This is a genomic window from Aurantibacter crassamenti (assembly GCF_016811105.1).
GTDB lineage: Bacteria > Bacteroidota > Bacteroidia > Flavobacteriales > Flavobacteriaceae > Aurantibacter_A > Aurantibacter_A crassamenti.
In genome coordinates this window covers 138,955-156,880 of record NZ_JAFBGM010000001.1, presented here as the reverse complement: position 1 = coordinate 156,880, position 17,926 = coordinate 138,955, and the positions used below count along the sequence as shown (strand labels likewise).

Genomic DNA, 17,926 nt, shown 5'->3' with positions numbered 1-17,926 from the left:
TAAAAACTAATTAGAAAACATGGCAGGAGGAAAACAGTCACCAAGGCAGAAAATGGTAAACCTAATGTATTTGGTATTCATTTGTATGCTAGCCCTAAATATGAGTAAAGAAGTTCTCGCGGCGTTCGGTATTATGAACGAACGTATGGAAGCTTCTAACGCTAAGACCATAGAAAGTAATGAAACTTTCTTAGCTAGTCTTGGTACTAAAGCATCTGAAGATGCAGCTAAGTATGATAAGCTGTACAAAGATGCACAGAAGATCAAAGAAATGTCGAAAGACTATTATGACTATATCGAAAGTCTAAAATCAGGTATGATGGAAGGTGTTGAAGACCCGAAAGATTACGCTGTAATGGACAAGTCTGATTGGTTAGATCAAAAACTTTTTCAAGGCGATGCACTTGGAGAAGGTGGTAAAGAGTTCATGAAAAGATTGAATGATTACCGAACAAACGTTGCAGCTATTGCACCTGCTAGTGTTAAAGAAGCAGTTAAGACTCGTTTCGAAACTGGTGATGCTAATGGTAAAGTTGAAAAACGTGATGGAACTAAGCAAGATTGGATTAACTATCATTATGAAGGTTTTCCACTTGTAGCTTCTTTAGCTAAATTAACTGCGCTTCAAGCAGATGTTAAGGCTACTGAAGAAGATGCTTTAAAATCAATGTTAGCAGGTGAGTTAACTGAACAAGTTTCATTAAAGAACTTTGCGACATCTCTTATGGCAAGCAAGTCTGCTTACTATACTGGAGAAAAGTATGATGGTAAAATTATCATTAGTAAAACTGATAATTCATCTACACCAGTAAGAGCTGAATTGACTTTAGACGGTAGAAAACTTTCTGAAGGAAAAGATTATAAGATTGAAGCTGGTGGTATTAAAATGCTAATTGGTTCTGGTAATGCTGGTGATCATGAAGTAGCAGGTAAATTATTCTTTAAGCAAGATGGTGATGAGATTGAAGTGCCAGTGAAAAATTCATTTGCAACTATTTCTAAGCCTAACGCAGCTTTAATTGCTGCTGATAAAATGAATGTTGTTTACCGTGGTGTAGCTAACCCTATGTCAATTTCAATACCTGGTATACCTAATAACAAAGTACGTGCTTCTGCACCTGGTTTAAAACAGAGTAATGGTAGTAAGTATATCATGAATCCTGGTACAGGTAGAACAGTTACTATTACTGCTTCTGGTACTTTACCTGATGGTCAATCAATATCTTCTAAATCTGAGTTCAGAATTAAAGATATACCAAGACCTTCTGGTTCTGTTAGAGGTGAAGCGGGTAGCATTAAAATGCCAAGAAAGAACTTAGAAGTTGCTACCATTGGTGCAATGCTAGAAGATTTCGATTTTGATTTGAATCTTGCAGTAAGCGGATTTAAATTGAAAGTACCTGGTCAGCCTACAGTTGCTGTAAACGGTGGTAAATTAGATGCTAGAGCTAAGTCTGCTCTTAAGAGAGCTAAAAGAGGTGACGCTGTTCAAATCTTTGACATCAACGCTTATATTACAAATAACAAGAGTTATAAATTGAAAAAAGTATCTCCAGTAGTTGTGGAGATTACAAACTAATAATTAATTGAATTCCGGACAATCTTATCGGTTGTCCGGTTATTTTAAAGTCAAACAGACATGAATTGGAAAAATGTTTTATTGATCGGGGCCGTTACCATATTGCCCGCATCTATGATGGCTCAAGCGAACTTATTGAACGCTAAAAAGCCAGAAGAGATTGGAATTAAAACTGAAGCTCAAAAAGCTTTAGATAATGATACTCCACTTGAATATGGTTATGTAGATGATAGAGATATTCTATGGTCTAAAACTACATGGGAGACTATTGACCTTGATGAACGTGTCAATTTTCCAATGTATTACCCTATCGATACTATTGATATAGGTGCAGATAGAAGATCTTTGTATGATGTATTTATTAAAAATATCAAGAACGGAAAACTTCAAGATGTTTATGTAGATTCATATTTTACTGAGAAAAGAAAATTCTCTGATTTGCAAGCTACCTTAAGAAAAGTAGATACTACTGATCTTGGTTATGAGCAAATCAATGCTGGTGAAGAACTTTCAAGAGAGTTTGTTAACGAGCGTGATCTTACAGCTGCAGATATTGAAGAATATCGTATTAAAGGTATGTGGTATTTTGATAAGCGACAAGGTGAATTAAAATACCGTTTATTAGGTATTGCACCGGTTGCACCAGACGTTAACTTTATAGATGATGACTCTATGGCTCCGGGTGAGTCTTTGGTTGAACTTTTTTGGGTATGGTACCCAAGTGCCAGGCAGATTTTACATGAAGCTAAAGTTTTCAACCAACGTAATTCAGCGCAACCTATTTCTTATGATGCACTGTTGAATTCTCGAAGATTTAGTGGAGTTATTTATAGAGAAGATAATGTTCATGGTGATCGTAAGGTCAATGATTATATATCTGATAATGCATTGTTTCAGTTATTAGAGGCTAAACGAATTAAAGAAGCCATTAGAGACAGGGAACAAGATATGTGGTCTTATTAAGACAGAATTTATTCCAATTCAATAGATTTAAAAGCCCCAACAGCAATGTTGGGGCTTTTTCATTTCAACAATGCCAGCAACAATAGCTAACTTTGTAAAATGGTAGATTATTTGGTAGTTGGTTTGGGTTTAGCGGGAGTTACTTTTTGTGAAACCTTAGAGAAAAATGGTAAATCATTTCAGGTCATTTCTGACGCTTCGCAGACTTCTTCTCAAGTTGCCGCTGGCATGTACAATCCGGTAATTTTGAAAAGATTTTCATTAACATGGAAAGCACTTGAGCAAATGCAAATGGTGGTTCCGTTTTACTCGAAAATCGAAAAAAGGCTAAATGTTGAACTAGACGAAAAACTATCAGTTGTTAGAAGATTTGCATCCATTGAAGAGCAAAACCTTTGGTTTGAAGCTTGTGATAAAAACGGAATGCAACAGTTTTTATCCACAGAAATAATCCAGAATAATAACCCGAAAATTGACGCTCCATTTGGATTTGGGGAGGTTATAAATACTGGAAGAATCAATACAAAACTACTATTAGACGTTTATAAAAATGATTTAATTGAAAAAGGTAAGTTTGAAAACGAGACTTTTGATTATAATCAGCTTACTTTTTCAGAGAATAGTATTTCATATAAAGGAATTTCTGCAAAACATATAGTTTTTGCAGAAGGTTTCGGTCTTCACAACAATCCTTATTTTAATTATTTACCATTAACGGGTACAAAAGGTGAACTACTTACCATTAAAGCGCCTGATTTAAAAGAAACACGTGCTGTAAAGTCATCTATATTTATTATTCCGATTGGTAATGATTTGTATAGAGTTGGGGCAACCTATAAATGGAAAGACAAAACAAACCTACCAACAGCGGATGCTAAACGTGAACTTTTAGAAAAATTGAATACATTTTTGAAATGTGACTATACTGTTGTAGATCATGTTGCTGGTATTCGCCCAACGGTTACTGATAGACGCCCTTTGGTTGGCAGACACCCAGAACATCAAAATTTATATGTTTTAAATGGATTTGGCTCTAGGGGAGTGATGATTGGCCCGTTTGTTTCAAAAATGCTTTATGAATTTATTGAACAAGAAAAACAGCTTGATGCTGAAATTAACATCGACCGATTTAAAGTTAAATATTTAAAAAATTAATTTTTTAGTGCCTGCGGATTGTAATGAATGAAAAAATTAATCCAAATATTACGTGAGATTCGAATTATAAATGGCATAAAGGCAATTAGCGTTGCAATAATTGAAATAAAGATACCAATTAAAGAAGCCTTGAAAACAAAATAAGAAATCACAAAAGCGGCTACAGCAAAAGCAATTCCAACACTATAACTTACATACATAGCTCCAAAAAAGAAAGAAGGCTCAATCTTATATTTTGTATTGCAATGTGAACATCTTTCATGCATTTCAAAAATATTAGACATATGATAAGGGTTTTTATCCTTATACATGCTTTCTTCATGACATTTAGGACAACTTCCTGTTAAAATGCTGTACGCTTTCGATCCTTTTTTTAACATTTGCAAAATCTTTTCACAAAGATACTATTTTGCCTTTTTATTGGTAGCAATGACCATTGTATAATTCAATTCTGTAATCGGTCTTATTTATACCTCGTATTTTTAATAGAATACACTATATAGATGTGAAAAAGCAAAATTTTAGCACAAAATTTAATCAATAATAATCAAATAGCTTGATCGCAATTCTATGTTAAACGTACACAATCTTTCAGTCTCTTTTGGCGGCGAATACTTATTTGAAGAAATATCATTTCGTTTGAATGGTGGTGATCGAGTAGGTCTTATTGGTAAAAATGGTGCAGGGAAATCAACTCTGTTAAAATTGCTATCAAAAGAAATGGCGTATGATACAGGTACTATAGCAATTGAAAAAAACACCAATATTGGTTTTTTAAAGCAAGATATTGATTTTGTTGTAGGGCGCACTGTTCTTGAAGAAGCGTATCAGGCATTTGAAGAGATTAAGACATTAGAGGCTCAATTAGAACATATTAATCAACAACTTGTTGAACGAACTGATTATGAGTCAGAGTCTTATAATCAGCTGATGATAGATTTGAGTGATTTAACTCATAGGTTTGAAATTGTTGGCGGCTATAATTATCAAGGTGATACCGAGAAAATTCTACAAGGTTTAGGCTTTAAGCGTGAAGATTTTGATAAAAAGACCGATACCTTTTCAGGTGGTTGGCGTATGCGTATTGAATTGGCAAAATTGTTGCTTCAAAGTAATGAGGTGCTTTTGTTAGATGAGCCTACGAACCACTTAGATATTGAATCTATTATCTGGTTAGAACAGTTTTTAAAAGGTCATACCGGAGCTGTAGTTATCGTTTCGCACGATAAAATGTTTCTTGATAATGTAACCAACCGTACCATTGAAATCTCTTTGGGACGTATTTATGATTATAATAAGGCATACTCTGAGTTCTTGACATTACGTGGAGAAATCAAACAACAACAGATGAATGCCTTAAAGAATCAAGAGAAAGAAATTCAACAAGCTGAACGTTTAATTGAGAAATTTAGAGCAAAATCATCAAAAGCATCAATGGCGCAGTCGCTTATCAAGAAATTGGATAAGATGGAACGTATTGAAGTTGATCAAGATGATAATGCTGCTATGAATCTTCGTTTTCCTATTTCAGTGGTGCCTGGTAAGGTTGTTACGGAAATTGAAAACTTGTCTAAAAGTTATGGTGATCATCAGGTATTGAAAGATATCGATTTACTTATTGAACGTAATAGTAAAACCGCATTTGTTGGGCAGAATGGTCAAGGAAAATCAACTTTAGCCAAAATAATGGTGGGTGATTTAAAGCATGACGGTCATTTGAAATTAGGCCATAATGTTCAAATCGGATATTTTGCTCAAAATCAGGCTGAGTATTTAGATGGCAATAAAACCATACTAGATACCATGATTGATGCCGCCAATGAAAAGAATAGAAGTAAAGTTAGAGATATTCTTGGCTCTTTTTTGTTTCGTGGTGAAGAAGTAGAGAAGTACGTAAAAGTGCTTTCCGGTGGTGAACGTAACCGCCTAGCATTGGCTAAAATGCTATTACAACCTTTTAATGTTTTGGTGATGGATGAACCTACAAACCATTTAGACATTCAATCAAAGAACGTTTTAAAAACGGCATTACAGAATTTTGAGGGTACTTTGATAGTTGTTTCGCATGATAGAGATTTTCTTCAAGGCTTAACTAATAAAGTCTATGAATTTAAGGATAGAAAAATAAGAGAATATTTAGGTGATATTGATTATTATCTTGATGAACGAAAAGTAGCCAACTTTAGGGCTATTGAAAAAAAACAAGAAGTTCAGAAGGCAAAAGTTGTTTCAGATAAAGGGCAGAATAGCTTCAAAGATCAGAAAAAGATAAAATCGATTAAGAACAAACTTAGTTCACTTGAAAAAAAGATTGCTGAATTTGAAAAGAGCATTTCTGATGATGATCATGATTTACTTATGAATTATGATGCAACTATAGCAAAACCTAATTTTTACGATAAATATAATCGCAAGAAAAAGGAGCTTGAAAATTTAATGGCGTCGTGGGAAAAAACTACATTAGAGCTTGAAAATCTTGCATAATTTGTTGGCTAAATGAGCCGTTTATTTTTTTTACCACACTTTTAGATACTTTCACAACAAAAAGTTACCGTTCGTCGATATTATTTGTTTTTTAGCTTGTGTAAAAGTTAATTTGTAAGATAATTCTGATGAAACTTGAAGATATTTAGATTGTTATGTATTTGAAAATGAACACAAAACTACATTTATTTTTATTCTTAATTGCTTGTCAATTTTTGACTGCAATGGTGCCTAATAATGAGAAGCAAGCACTTATTGATTTATATATAAGTACTAACGGTGAAAATTGGTATAATCAATGGAATGTAAATGAACCGATTTCTACATGGAGTGGAATTGAGGTTGAAAATGGAAATGTTGTAGGTATTTACTTAATGGATAATAACCTAAGTGGACAGTTGCCTGAATCTTTAGGAGATTTGACAAAATTACGTGTGTTAGATATTGCATTCAATAAAGTTAATGGACAAATACCAAACTCAATAACTAAAATGAAACGTTTAGAAGTATTACGTTTTGGTAAAAATGAGCTAACAGGTGAAATTCCGAATGAAATAGTAAAGCTTAAGAAATTAAGAATACTTGATTTGTTTTATAACAAGTTGACTGGCAAAATTCCTAATGATATTAATAAGCTTGAGAATTTAGAAATAATATCAATTTCCGATAATTCTTTGTCTGGTGTGCTACCAATAGGTTTAGGTGAACTAATTAATTTGAAAAGGCTAGAATTAAATAATAATAAGTTTGAAGGTGAAATACCAAACAATCTTAGCAATCTGAAAAACCTAAAATCATTAGTTGTAGCAGAAAATAATTTCCAAGGAAAATTTCCAACGGCAATCTTTACATTGCCTAAGTTGAAAGTAGTTCAATTACAAAATAATAGTTTCGATCAACTACATCTAAAAAATAGTATACCTCAAGAATCTGAAATTGCATTAATAGATTATAAAGAAGAACAGCATATTTCTGAGGGAAGTTTTAAAGATTTCTATTTGAATACAGAAATTAGAACGGCAGACACAAAATTTGAAGAAGACCAAAATTAAAGCTAGACGATGATGCGTAAAAAAATAAATATGAGTAAATTTTCGCTGATGGTAGCTTTGATGTGTATCACTGTTACAAGCAATATGATTGCCCAGGTGTCCTCTAATGAGAAAGACGTTCTGGTTGATTTATATAATGCCTTAGATGGAAATGCTTGGAATCAGAAATGGAATCTAGAAGAACCAGTGGCCAAGTGGCATGGGGTAAAAGTTTTAAATAATCATGTTGTAGAAATTAATTTATTCAGAAATAATTTAAAAGGCAGTTTGCCAGGAAGTATTAAAAACCTTGAAAAATTAAGATATTTAAATTTAGCATTTAACAATATAGAAGGTCAATTGCCTGTCACTTTAACTGAGCTTTCAAATTTAGCTGTCCTTAAAATTGAAATGAATAGAATTGAAGGTACGCTTCCTACGGAAATAGGAAACTTGAAAAATCTGAAAGAGTTTACAGCATTTAATAATTTTATATCCGGATCTATTCCAGAGTCTTTAGGGCAAATTCAAAATTTAAAAATATTAAATCTATCAAGTAATAAACTCGTTGGAGTTATTCCAAACTCTCTTGGTAGTTTATCAAAATTAGAAAGTCTAGGCCTATTTGAAAATGCATTAGAAGGTTCTATTCCAAGGCAATTAGGTAATCTGTCAAAATTAAAAGAACTGGTCTTAGCAAACAATGAATTCAGAGGAGAGATACCAATGGAGTTTGGTCAGTTGGCTAGTCTTGAAGTTTTTCAAATTCAAAATAATAAATTCGATTCATTCAAGAGTTTAGAGTATTTAGACTCAAAACAGTTCTTGGTGTTTGACTATGATAATAAAGAAGATTTAAATATAGATTTTAAAGATGTCAATTTTAGTAAAACCCGTATGGCAGATACTAAATTCGATGATGAAGAAAGTGAGTAGTTGTGTGTAACTTTAGTTAGTTTGGTTAAAAGGGGTGCGCAATGCACCCCTTTTTTGTTTCTGAAAAACTAAAAAAAAATCGATAAAAATATCATAAAATCGGATTTATTACGTTAAGGACTAACAATCAGTTCACTATTTGCAATTTGAAACTTTTAACGAGGTCATGTTGACCTTTAATTATGTACATGATAAGTGAATTTATATTGTAACCCAAAATCTAATAATTATGACCAAAAAACTACTTTATGCTTCATTTCTTTTCATCTTTTTCTTTCAAACTGCTATTCAAGCGCAGTTGCCAGATTCTGAAAAGAAAGCCTTAATTGATTTGTACAATGCCACCAAAGGTGATTCTTGGCTGGTACAATGGAACCTGAAATTACCTGCCAATCAATGGTATGGTGTAGATATATTAGACAACCATGTTGTTGGCTTAAATCTGTACAAGAATAATTTAATAGGTTCGATACCAAATAGTATCAAAAACCTAAAAAACTTAGAAGTTTTAGATTTAGCTTTTAATAACCTAGAAGGTAACTTACCTGCAGTTATTGCTAACCTTTCTAAACTCAAGGTTGTAAAATTAGAGATGAACGGATTAAAAGGTAAACTACCTGAGAACTTTACTGCCTTACAACAATTAGAAGAATTAATTTTGTTTGATAATAAATTAGAAGGTGACATACCAGCAGGTTTAGCTGCTGCTAAAAACCTTAAGATTCTTGATCTTTCTAATAATTATTTTGAAGGTAATTTACCAGCTACAGTTGCTGATTTAACTAATCTTACAAATTTTAGTGTTGCTGGTAATAAACTAGAGGGCGAGATTAACTTTAGCTTTAGTCACATGAAAAACTTGTCTGAATTAATGTTGTCTTTCAATAACTTTAATGGTAAAGTTCCTGAGGGAATAGAAACTTTAAAAGACCTACAATTTGTACAACTTCAAGGTAATGGTTTTAGCTCTTTTGAGAGTTTGAAGGAGATGGAAAGTGTAGATTTAGTAGCTTTTGATACTGATGATTTGCAATTGAATATTAAGTATAAGCAACTTCATGAAATCGATAATTCTGGTATGGCAAACAACAAGTTTGAAGACGTAGAAGAATAGACTTAAAATAAATAGTAATTATAAAGGGATACATATTGTATCCCTTTTTTTATGCAAAAATTTGAACCTTTTGTAAATCTATTCATGTTGGTAATTCACATTTAAGATATGTTTAACTTTAATAGCCTAAACTAATAGATAGTTTTGTAGTCTTAAATAGAATCAAACTTCCATACCAATACATGAATACTAGAAAAATTATACTATCAATAATAGGTGTCTTATTAATTATTGGGGCATTTTATGGTGCTAACCTTATAATAGACAGTAAAAAAACTTTTACGCCTAAGGCGCAGAAAGTTGTCAAAACTGTATTTGCAGAAACAGTTCAAAATTCTGATGTAGCTATTATAGTGCCCGCCAATGGAAACCTTGTAGCAAAAAATAGGGTTGAATTGTATGCTGAGGTACAAGGTGTATTTAAAAGAGGCAATAAATTATTTAAGACCGGAGAAACTTTTCGGTCAGGTGAAACAATAATTAGTATCGATGCTTCAGAATATGCCGCTAGTGTACAATCTGCAAAAAGTAATCTATATAATCAGTTGACGGCTATTATGCCCGATTTGCGCTTAGATTATCCTGATTTATTTCCTAAGTGGCAGTCTTATCTTACTGGTTTTGATTTGAATAAATCTACTCCTGAATTACCAGAAATGGTTTCAGAGAAAGAAAAGTTTTTTATTAGTGGTCGTGGTATTCTTACAACCTATTATAACGTTAAAAATCTTGAGCAACGACTTTCTAAATATAGAATTTCAGCCCCATTTAATGGTGTACTTACTGAAACTTTAGTAACAGAAGGAACACTGGTCAGATCCGGACAAAAATTGGGTGAATTTATTAATACCGATGTTTATGAATTAGAAGTTGCTGTAAGTAAAAATTTTAGTGACTTACTTAAGATTGGGGAAAATGTTGAATTATCCTCTTTAGGTGAAAATAAAAAGTATGTAGGTAAAGTTGCAAGAATTAATGGGAGCGTAGATCAGGCATCACAAACTATAAAGGCATTTATTGAGGTGAAAAATAGTGATTTGAGAGAAGGTATGTATCTTGAAGCTAACCTTGATGCTAGAAATGAAACAGATGCAATTGAAGTTGATAGAGGCCTTTTGCTTGAAGGTGATAAGATATTTGTAGTTAGAGATACCATTTTAGATTTGATTGACGTAAAGCCTGTTTATTTCACTGAAAAGAAAGTGGTGTTGAAAGATGTGCCAAACGGAACAGTTATCGTGTCTAAACCCATCTTAGGGGCCTATACTGGTATGGCAGTACGAATCTATGAAGATGAATCTACAAATACCGACAAATAATGCGCAAGTTAATAGAGTATTTTATACGATATCATGTAGCTGTTACAGTGCTGATATTGGCTTTTGCAGTTTTTGGAATTGTAGGTGCGGTTTCGCTTAAATCATCATTTTTTCCACTTACCGATTCAAAAAATATTTCGATTGCCATTACCTATCCAGGAGCTTCTCCACAAGAAGTTGAAGAGGGTATTGTTCTAAAAATCGAAGATAACTTAAAAGGATTAGAAGGGGTTGATCGGGTAACTTCAACATCACGAGAAAATAGTGGAAGCATTAATGTTGAGATTGAAAAAGGTAGAGATATTGATTTCATGTTACTCGAAGTTAAAAACGCTGTTGATAGAGTACCTACTTTTCCAACAGGTATGGAACCGCTTATTGTTTCTAAACTTGAGGTAGTTCGGCAGACCATTGGCTTTGCTATTAGTGGTAGTCAAATTCCGTTAGCAACCTTAAAACAAATTGGTAGAGAAGTTGAAAATGATATTCGTGCTATTGATGGTATTTCGCAAATTGAAATTTCAGGATACCCCGATGAAGAAATTGAAATAGCGGTTGATGAAAATCGTTTATTGGCATATAATATTTCTTTCACAGAAGTTTCGAATGCAGTTGCTAACGCAAATATTCTGGTGACTGGTGGTACAATTAAAACTAGTGCAGAAGAGTATTTAATTCGAGCAAATAACCGTTCGTATTATGGTGATGAATTATCAAATATTATAGTGCGTGCTAATCCTTCTGGGCAAACAGTTCGTTTAAAAGATGTTGCCGTAATCAGAGATCGATTTTCTGAAACTCCGAATGCATCTTATTTTAATGGTAACCTTTCTGTAAATACAACAATTACGAGTACCAATACAGAAGATCTTATAACATCTGCGGATAAGGTAAAAGAGTATATTGAAGAGTTTAATCAGAAGTATGATAATGTAACCTTAAGTATTGTCAGTGATTTATCTAAAACTTTAAAGGGTAGAACAGATTTATTGGTTAAAAACGCATGGCAAGGAATGTTGCTTGTACTTATCTTTTTATCATTATTCTTAAATACACGATTGGCATTTTGGGTGGCATTTGGCCTTCCTGTTGCATTTTTAGGGATGTTTATTTTTGCTGGTTTCTTTGATGTTACTATTAACGTTCTTTCATTATTCGGAATGATAATCGTAATAGGTATTCTCGTTGATGATGGAATTGTTATAGCTGAAAATATTTATCAGCATTACGAAAAGGGGAAGTCTCCTGTTGATGCTGCTATTGATGGAACTTTAGAGGTGTTGCCTCCGATTATTTCAGCCATTATTACTACTATTTTGGCTTTTTCAATTTTCTTGTTTTTAGATAGTAGAATTGGAGAATTTTTTGGTGAAGTCTCTGTCATTGTAATACTTACTCTAGCAGTATCACTAGTTGAAGCTTTAATTATTTTACCTGCTCATTTAGCGCATTCAAAAGCATTACAGCCTACTGATAAAACACCTAAAACTGCTATTGGTAGGGCTTTTGGTAAACTAAGGATTATCAATGAAATGGGTGATCGATTTATGAAGTGGATGCGTGATAATATGTATGCACCAACATTGAAGTTTGCCTTAAAATACAAAGTATTGACCTTTGGTATTTTTGCTATGGCTCTCATTTTAACTTTAGGTTCTGTTGGTGGGGGTATTGTAAGAACTGCTTTCTTTCCTAGAATAGCTAGTGATAGAGTTTCAATTGAATTATTGATGCCAAATGGAACTAACGAAAAAGTGACAGATTCAATTATCTCACTAATAGAAGATAATGCTGAGATTGTTAACCAAGAATTAACGAAAAAATATTTAGCTGGGACTGATAAAATTTTATTTGAAAATGTAATAAAAAGAGTAGGTCCTGGATCAGCAGCGGCAACTTTAACAATCAATCTGTTGCCAGGTGAAGAGCGGCCAGATGCCATAAAAGCTGATTTGGTTACCAATAGATTGGCAGAATTGGTAGGGCCTGTAATTGGGGTTGAAAGTTTGATTTATGGGTCTGGAGGAAATTTTGGTGGGTCACCGGTTTCTGTTTCGCTTTTAGGCAATAATATTGAAGAATTAAAAGCTGCTAAACTAGAATTAAAAACAGCTTTAATTAATAACCCAACCCTTAAGGATATAGCAGATAATGATCCTGCTGGGATTAAGGAAATACGCTTAGAATTAAAAGAAAATGCTTATTTGTTAGGTCTTGATTTAAGAAGTATAATGAATCAAGTTCGTGCTGGATTCTTTGGTTCTCAAGCACAACGTTTTCAAAGAGGTCAAGATGAAATTCGAGTTTGGGTACGGTATGACCGTGAGAATCGATCTTCGATTGCAGATTTAGATGAAATGCGAATTGTTACTCCTAGCGGCAATAGGGTTCCTTTAAAAGAAATTGCCAGTTATGTAATTGAAAGAGGTGATGTTGCAATAAATAGACTTGAAGGTAGGCGTGAAATTCAAGTTTCTGCAGATATGAAAGATCCAAAGGATAGTCCGACTGATGTTATGAACCAAATTCGAGATGAAATTATGCCCGAAATTCAATCGAAATATCACTCAGTGACGGCTTCATATGAAGGGCAAAGTAGAGAGCAAGGTAAATTGGTAGGATCTTTAAAATTTGTTGGCTTATCAGTTCTCGCTTTAATCTACATAACAATTGCATTTACTTTTAGAAGTTTTAGTCAGCCTTTATTATTGATTTTGCTAATTCCGTTTAGTTTAACAGCGGTAGTATGGGGGCATTGGATCCATGATTTTCCAGTAAATATATTGTCGTTATTAGGTATAATCGCTTTAATCGGTATTATGGTGAATGATGGGCTCGTATTAATAGGCAAGTTCAATACAAACTTGCGACTTGGAATGAAGTTTGACGATGCAATTTATGAAGCTGGTAAATCTCGTTTTAGAGCTATCTTTTTAACCTCAATTACTACAATTGCAGGTTTAACACCCTTATTATTCGAAACTAGTAGACAAGCACAATTTTTAAAGCCTATGGCAATTTCAATTGCATATGGTATTGGCTTTGCTACGGTATTAACATTGTTAGCCTTGCCATTGTTTTTATCTTTTAGTAACAAGATAAAAGTGAGTGCAAAATGGTTGGCAACGGGTAATGATATTACAAAAGAAGAGGTTGAAAGAGCTATTAAAGAACAACAAGATGATTTGCACCTTCAAGGTCAAAAATCTATACCAACAAGTGATTAAACTCAGCAATTAATAGCTAGCGGAATTTAGTTTCAACTCCCCAATGATTAAGAATGCATACAAGAATGAAAAATTTATATCTAAGCACAATACTTTCGCTAGTTGTTACTAGTACTTTTTTTGCACAAGAAAATATACTTTCTAAAGAAGAGGCTGTCAACTTAGCACTCGAGAATAACTTCGGAATTAAAGTAGCTAATAATCAAGTAGAAATAGCTGAAAACAATAAAGGAGTTCTAAATTCAGGTTTTCTGCCCACACTTACTGGTAGTGCAGGTGCTAATTATCAAAGAGATGATAATAACATTGAATTTCCAGGGCGTACTACAACTGATCCCGATTCTGGTGATATTATCCCTTTTCCGGATACAGATATATACAAAGCAGAAGCGCAACGTTATAACACTGCATTAACTGCAAATTATACTTTATTTGATGGTTTAGGGCGTTTTTATAATTACAAACGTTTGAAAGAGCAATACCAATTAAGTGAGCTGCAGGCAAGAGAAACAATTGAAAATACAATTTTACAATTGTTTGGTGTTTATTTTGAAATTGCTAGACTTACCGAAAATGAAAACGTATTACAACAAGCATTAGAAATATCTACACAGCGAATTACACGGGCAGAATATGCATTTGAATACGGGCAGAATACTAAATTAGACATCTTAAATGCCCAAGTTGATGTTACTAATGATAGTATTAATTTATTGAACACAAAACAACAGCTTGAAAATACAAAACGCGATTTAAGTGTATTGCTTAATCAAGATTTAAATCAAGTTTACGAAGTAGATACCTTAGTAAATTTTATTCCTAAAATTCAATTAGAAGAGTATATGTCTCAAGCTGATTTGAATAATGTGGCACTTTTACAAACTGAGAAGAATCTAGCAATAAATGCCTATGATATTAAAGTTAGTAAATCGGGTTACCTACCTACATTGGGAGTCTCAGGTACTTATGGTTGGGGACTGAATCAATCTGCAGCGTCAGCGTTTTTTCCAGGTACCAATAGTGAAAACACTAGAAATTTTGTTTTAGGTGCTAGTCTTTCTTGGAATCTTTTTGACGGAGGTAGTACTACCGTTCAAGTGAAAAACGCAAAAATAGCGTATGAAAATCAAGGGTTATTGAAAGAACAAGTATTGTTAGAAGTTAATAGAGATATGCAGAATGCGCGAGCTATATATGAGAATCGATTAACCATTTTTCAGATTCAAGAGCAAAATGTACTTACCAACATTAATAATTTTGAACGTTCTAAAGAACAGTTCCAGTTGGGCCAAATTACTTCTATTGAGTTCAGACAAGCACAAATTAATTTACTTAATGCGCAAACAAATAAAAATCTTGCCAAATATGATGCTAAGCTTGCAGAGTTACAATTATTACAATTGACAGGACAATTATTAAATGTTGAACTTTAAATAACAAAGTAGCATTTGCTATTTTGTTTTGACGTTTAAAAAAAGCTATCTTTTGAATCTAAATAAAAAGTTAGATGGCCAAAATAGGAATTGGAATAATTGGAACAGGATCTATAGTAAATACTTACGTTAAATGTATAGAAGAAATTGAAAATGCAGAGCTTATAGCTTTGTATACAAAATCTTCTTCTAGAGTTGCTGCTGTAGAAAAGCACTTTGGCGTACCTGTTTTTGATGACATTGATAAATTGTTAGCACTGTCTGAAATTCAATTAATTTGTGTCTGTAATGAAAGTGGAAATCACGGATCTGCAATATTAAAAGCAGCTGCTGCCGGTAAACATATTCTTAGCGAAAAACCTTTAGAGGTAACCCCTGAAAAAATAGATGAAGTCATTGAAAGCTGTAAAAAGCACAATGTAATATTAGGTTGTGTCTTGCAAAACAGATGCAGTAAAGACTACATGCTTGCAGAGAAAACCATTAAAGAAGGCAAATTAGGTAAATTGTTAATGGGGAATGCCCATATCAATTGGTATCGAAATAAAGAATATTATGCGACCAATCCATGGCGTGGTACGAAACGAATTGATGGTGGTGCTGCCTTTATGAATCAGGGTATTCATACCATAGATTTGTTATTGAATTTAATGGGAGGTGTGAAATCTGTTTTTGGCAATGTAAAAACAATGGTGCATTCAATAGAAGGTGAAGATGTTGGTATTGGCGTGTTGAATTTTGAAAGTGGTGCAATTGGCACAATAACAGGTGGTACCGCGCTTTATCCGGGTTACTCTGAACGATTAGAAATTTATGGAGAGAAAGGAAGTATCTTATTAGAAGGAGGTAGCATTATTCAATGGAATGTTCAAGATTCTGATAAGCCAGTGTCTATAGCTGCAGTAAGTGATGGTAGTGGGGCATCAGACCCAACTAGTATTGGACATCAAAATCATAAGACTGTAATTCAAGATATGATTGGCGCAATTAATGAAAACAGAAAGCCACTCGTAGATGGTGCGGAAGCTAAAAAAGCTGTAGAGGTCATAACTGCATTTTATCGTTCATCGGAAGAAGAAAAACTTATTAAAATCTAGATGCTAGAGCATTTTTTTCAATGCCCTTATTGTTGGGAAGAAATATCGATGTTAATGGATCCGTCAATTCAGCAACAAACTTATGTTGAAGACTGCGAAGTATGCTGTAACCCGATGGAGATTACAACTGTATTTACATCGGGAGAACTTACGGCATTTGAGGTGAAAGAATTAGGACAATAATAATAGTTCTATTTTTTATCCTTCACCAAGAATTACTTCTAAATCATCTTTGTTGTCGGCAATGTTTTTTGCCGTTTCGGGCTTTACATTCGTACCCCACAAATAAACACGTTTTAGACTATTAATTTTATCAATACTAGTTAGACATGCATCAGTAACATTTGTGTTGTAAAGATTTAATGCTTCTAAATGACTTAAACTTATGAGATGTGACACTCCCTTATCAGTTACTGCCGTTTTCTCTAATTGAAGTCGTGTTAAATTGGTGAAACCTGATAAAGAGCTTAACCAATCATCTTCAATGTTTGTTTGCGCTAGTGAAAGCCAAGTAATATGATCTTTTACATTTTCAAGCGCTTTTATCTTTTCTTGGGTTAACTCACTGCCCGAATATTTAATATCTAGAAGATTATTTGTTGCCCCTAATGTGTTTACAGTAAAGCCTATTTTTTGCAAATTGATAATTAGAGTACTATCTGCAGCGGCAATAGTTACTGTTTCATACCAAGGTTTGGGATCTGTGTCAATACCAAATCGTCGTAATAGAACGGGTTTAATATTATCATCTACAGCAAAAGCAGAAACAGGGTCTTCGTATGAGGCTCCTTTATTAATCCACCATTCAACGGTCTTAATTTCATCATATGTCAATGCATTCTGCGTAGGTGGCATGAACTTGATACTTTTCTGTGGCAGCGTTATTCTTCTAAAAAGTTCACTTTCTGCAATATTACCTGGTGCAATGGCTAAACCTCCTTCACCACCTAATTGCAGTGAATCAGCATGTGCCATATTAAGACCTCCTCTTTTGATTTCATTGTTATGACAAGCAACACACTTGGAATCAAAAATGGGCTTGATAAGATCTCTATAAACAAGTACTGAATCTGGTGTTCCTAACGATGTTATTGAATCTTTGGTTGTAGAAACTCCAAGAATACTTTGAATTGATTCAGGTGCATATTCAGTTAAATACGTTTCGCCATGGGTAAGGTTTCCACCTTTGTGCCCTTCAATCGAAAGCATTATTAAAAGAATTATGTTAAACCCATTCTGTACTAATTTTGAATAAGAATTTGGTTTTTTCTTCAACCACCAGCCTACAAAGGCAAACACTACAAGGGTGATACCTAACCAACGATGTGAAAATAACATGTCTTCTTCATAAAGACCAGTTTCGCCTAGCCACCATCCTGAAAAGGCTGCAGCTGCAGCACTAATGGCGCCTAATAGCCATGCAATTGGAATTAATTTACTTTTAGTTTCAGTCTTTCTAAAGTTTTCAATCCATTCTAATACTATTGCCAATATTAAAAAACCTATTGGTAAATGAACAAAAAGGGGATGAAATCGACCCAGAAAAGTAGAGAATTCAAGTGCAATCATAAGAAGTTAGTTTGGCTTA

The 17,926-nt window shown here is 33.5% G+C and carries 14 protein-coding genes; 12 read left to right on the top strand and 2 right to left on the bottom strand.

Going from position 1 to position 17,926, the window contains the following annotated elements:
* Positions 1-19: 19 nt before the first annotated feature.
* From porM to JQC67_RS00640, 3 genes are all read left to right on the top strand, one after another.
* Positions 20-1,579 carry a type IX secretion system motor protein PorM/GldM gene (gene porM, locus JQC67_RS00650; RefSeq protein ID WP_203250936.1) on the top strand — a complete coding sequence of 520 codons (1,560 nt, stop codon included), beginning with the start codon at positions 20-22 and terminating at the stop codon, positions 1,577-1,579.
* A 60-nt stretch (positions 1,580-1,639) separates the two neighbouring features.
* Entirely contained in the window at positions 1,640-2,542 is a 903-nt protein-coding gene (porN, locus tag JQC67_RS00645) for a type IX secretion system ring subunit PorN/GldN (protein WP_203250935.1), read from the top strand.
* A gap of 99 nt (positions 2,543-2,641) precedes the next feature.
* Positions 2,642-3,697 carry an NAD(P)/FAD-dependent oxidoreductase gene (locus JQC67_RS00640; protein ID WP_203250934.1) on the top strand — a complete coding sequence of 352 codons (1,056 nt, stop codon included), beginning with the start codon at positions 2,642-2,644 and terminating at the stop codon, positions 3,695-3,697.
* Here JQC67_RS00640 and JQC67_RS00635 read toward each other — a convergent pair.
* Positions 3,694-4,077 carry a DUF983 domain-containing protein gene (locus tag JQC67_RS00635; RefSeq protein ID WP_203250933.1) on the bottom strand — a complete coding sequence of 128 codons (384 nt, stop codon included), beginning with the start codon at positions 4,075-4,077 and terminating at the stop codon, positions 3,694-3,696. The genes JQC67_RS00640 and JQC67_RS00635 overlap by 4 nt on opposite strands.
* A 190-nt stretch (positions 4,078-4,267) precedes the next feature.
* Between JQC67_RS00635 and JQC67_RS00630 the strand changes: the two genes are divergently transcribed.
* The 9 genes from JQC67_RS00630 to JQC67_RS00590 all read left to right on the top strand — a co-directional run bounded on the left by JQC67_RS00630 (position 4,268) and on the right by JQC67_RS00590 (position 16,521).
* Positions 4,268-6,181, top strand: coding sequence for an ABC-F family ATP-binding cassette domain-containing protein (locus JQC67_RS00630; RefSeq protein WP_203250932.1), 1,914 nt, complete (start codon positions 4,268-4,270; stop codon positions 6,179-6,181).
* A gap of 167 nt (positions 6,182-6,348) precedes the next feature.
* Positions 6,349-7,233, top strand: a complete 885-nt coding sequence (locus JQC67_RS00625; RefSeq protein ID WP_203250931.1) for a leucine-rich repeat domain-containing protein — start codon at positions 6,349-6,351, stop codon at positions 7,231-7,233.
* Between the two features lie 9 nt (positions 7,234-7,242).
* Entirely contained in the window at positions 7,243-8,148 is a 906-nt protein-coding gene (locus JQC67_RS00620) for a leucine-rich repeat domain-containing protein (protein WP_238934422.1), read from the top strand.
* 229 nt (positions 8,149-8,377) lie between these two features.
* Positions 8,378-9,262, top strand: coding sequence for a hypothetical protein (locus tag JQC67_RS00615; RefSeq protein ID WP_203250930.1), 885 nt, complete (start codon positions 8,378-8,380; stop codon positions 9,260-9,262).
* Positions 9,263-9,444: 182 nt separating this feature from the next.
* Positions 9,445-10,581 carry an efflux RND transporter periplasmic adaptor subunit gene (locus JQC67_RS00610; protein ID WP_203250929.1) on the top strand — a complete coding sequence of 379 codons (1,137 nt, stop codon included), beginning with the start codon at positions 9,445-9,447 and terminating at the stop codon, positions 10,579-10,581.
* Complete coding sequence (locus JQC67_RS00605) at positions 10,581-13,808, top strand: efflux RND transporter permease subunit (RefSeq protein ID WP_203250928.1); 3,228 nt, start codon at positions 10,581-10,583, stop codon at positions 13,806-13,808. The genes JQC67_RS00610 and JQC67_RS00605 overlap by 1 nt, the downstream gene beginning before the upstream one ends.
* 65 nt (positions 13,809-13,873) lie before the next feature.
* Positions 13,874-15,241 (top strand): TolC family protein, encoded by a 1,368-nt coding sequence (locus JQC67_RS00600; protein WP_203250927.1) that lies wholly within the window; start codon positions 13,874-13,876, stop codon positions 15,239-15,241.
* Positions 15,242-15,315: 74 nt separating this feature from the next.
* Complete coding sequence (locus JQC67_RS00595) at positions 15,316-16,338, top strand: Gfo/Idh/MocA family protein (RefSeq protein ID WP_203250926.1); 1,023 nt, start codon at positions 15,316-15,318, stop codon at positions 16,336-16,338.
* Positions 16,339-16,521 (top strand): CPXCG motif-containing cysteine-rich protein, encoded by a 183-nt coding sequence (locus tag JQC67_RS00590; protein ID WP_203250925.1) that lies wholly within the window; start codon positions 16,339-16,341, stop codon positions 16,519-16,521.
* A 15-nt stretch (positions 16,522-16,536) separates the two neighbouring features.
* Here JQC67_RS00590 and JQC67_RS00585 read toward each other — a convergent pair whose 3' ends face one another.
* Entirely contained in the window at positions 16,537-17,907 is a 1,371-nt protein-coding gene (locus tag JQC67_RS00585; RefSeq protein ID WP_203250924.1) for a c-type cytochrome domain-containing protein, read from the bottom strand.
* Between the last annotated feature and the right edge of the window lie 19 nt (positions 17,908-17,926).

Excerpts from the sequence above, each read along its gene's own strand:
- JQC67_RS00595 (WP_203250926.1), top strand. The coding sequence starts at position 15,316 with ATGGCCAAAATAGGAATTGGAATAATTGGAACAGGATCTATAGTAAAT.
- JQC67_RS00620 (WP_238934422.1), top strand. The coding sequence starts at position 7,243 with ATGATGCGTAAAAAAATAAATATGAGTAAATTTTCGCTGATGGTAGCT.
- JQC67_RS00610 (WP_203250929.1), top strand. The coding sequence starts at position 9,445 with ATGAATACTAGAAAAATTATACTATCAATAATAGGTGTCTTATTAATT.
- JQC67_RS00590 (WP_203250925.1), top strand. The coding sequence starts at position 16,339 with ATGCTAGAGCATTTTTTTCAATGCCCTTATTGTTGGGAAGAAATATCG.
- JQC67_RS00625 (WP_203250931.1), top strand. The coding sequence starts at position 6,349 with ATGAACACAAAACTACATTTATTTTTATTCTTAATTGCTTGTCAATTT.
- JQC67_RS00640 (WP_203250934.1), top strand. The coding sequence starts at position 2,642 with ATGGTAGATTATTTGGTAGTTGGTTTGGGTTTAGCGGGAGTTACTTTT.
- JQC67_RS00630 (WP_203250932.1), top strand. The coding sequence starts at position 4,268 with ATGTTAAACGTACACAATCTTTCAGTCTCTTTTGGCGGCGAATACTTA.
- JQC67_RS00605 (WP_203250928.1), top strand. The coding sequence starts at position 10,581 with ATGCGCAAGTTAATAGAGTATTTTATACGATATCATGTAGCTGTTACA.
- JQC67_RS00635 (WP_203250933.1), bottom strand. The coding sequence starts at position 4,077 with ATGTTAAAAAAAGGATCGAAAGCGTACAGCATTTTAACAGGAAGTTGT.
- porM (WP_203250936.1), top strand. The coding sequence starts at position 20 with ATGGCAGGAGGAAAACAGTCACCAAGGCAGAAAATGGTAAACCTAATG.
- JQC67_RS00585 (WP_203250924.1), bottom strand. The coding sequence starts at position 17,907 with ATGATTGCACTTGAATTCTCTACTTTTCTGGGTCGATTTCATCCCCTT.
- porN (WP_203250935.1), top strand. The coding sequence starts at position 1,640 with ATGAATTGGAAAAATGTTTTATTGATCGGGGCCGTTACCATATTGCCC.
- JQC67_RS00615 (WP_203250930.1), top strand. The coding sequence starts at position 8,378 with ATGACCAAAAAACTACTTTATGCTTCATTTCTTTTCATCTTTTTCTTT.
- JQC67_RS00600 (WP_203250927.1), top strand. The coding sequence starts at position 13,874 with ATGAAAAATTTATATCTAAGCACAATACTTTCGCTAGTTGTTACTAGT.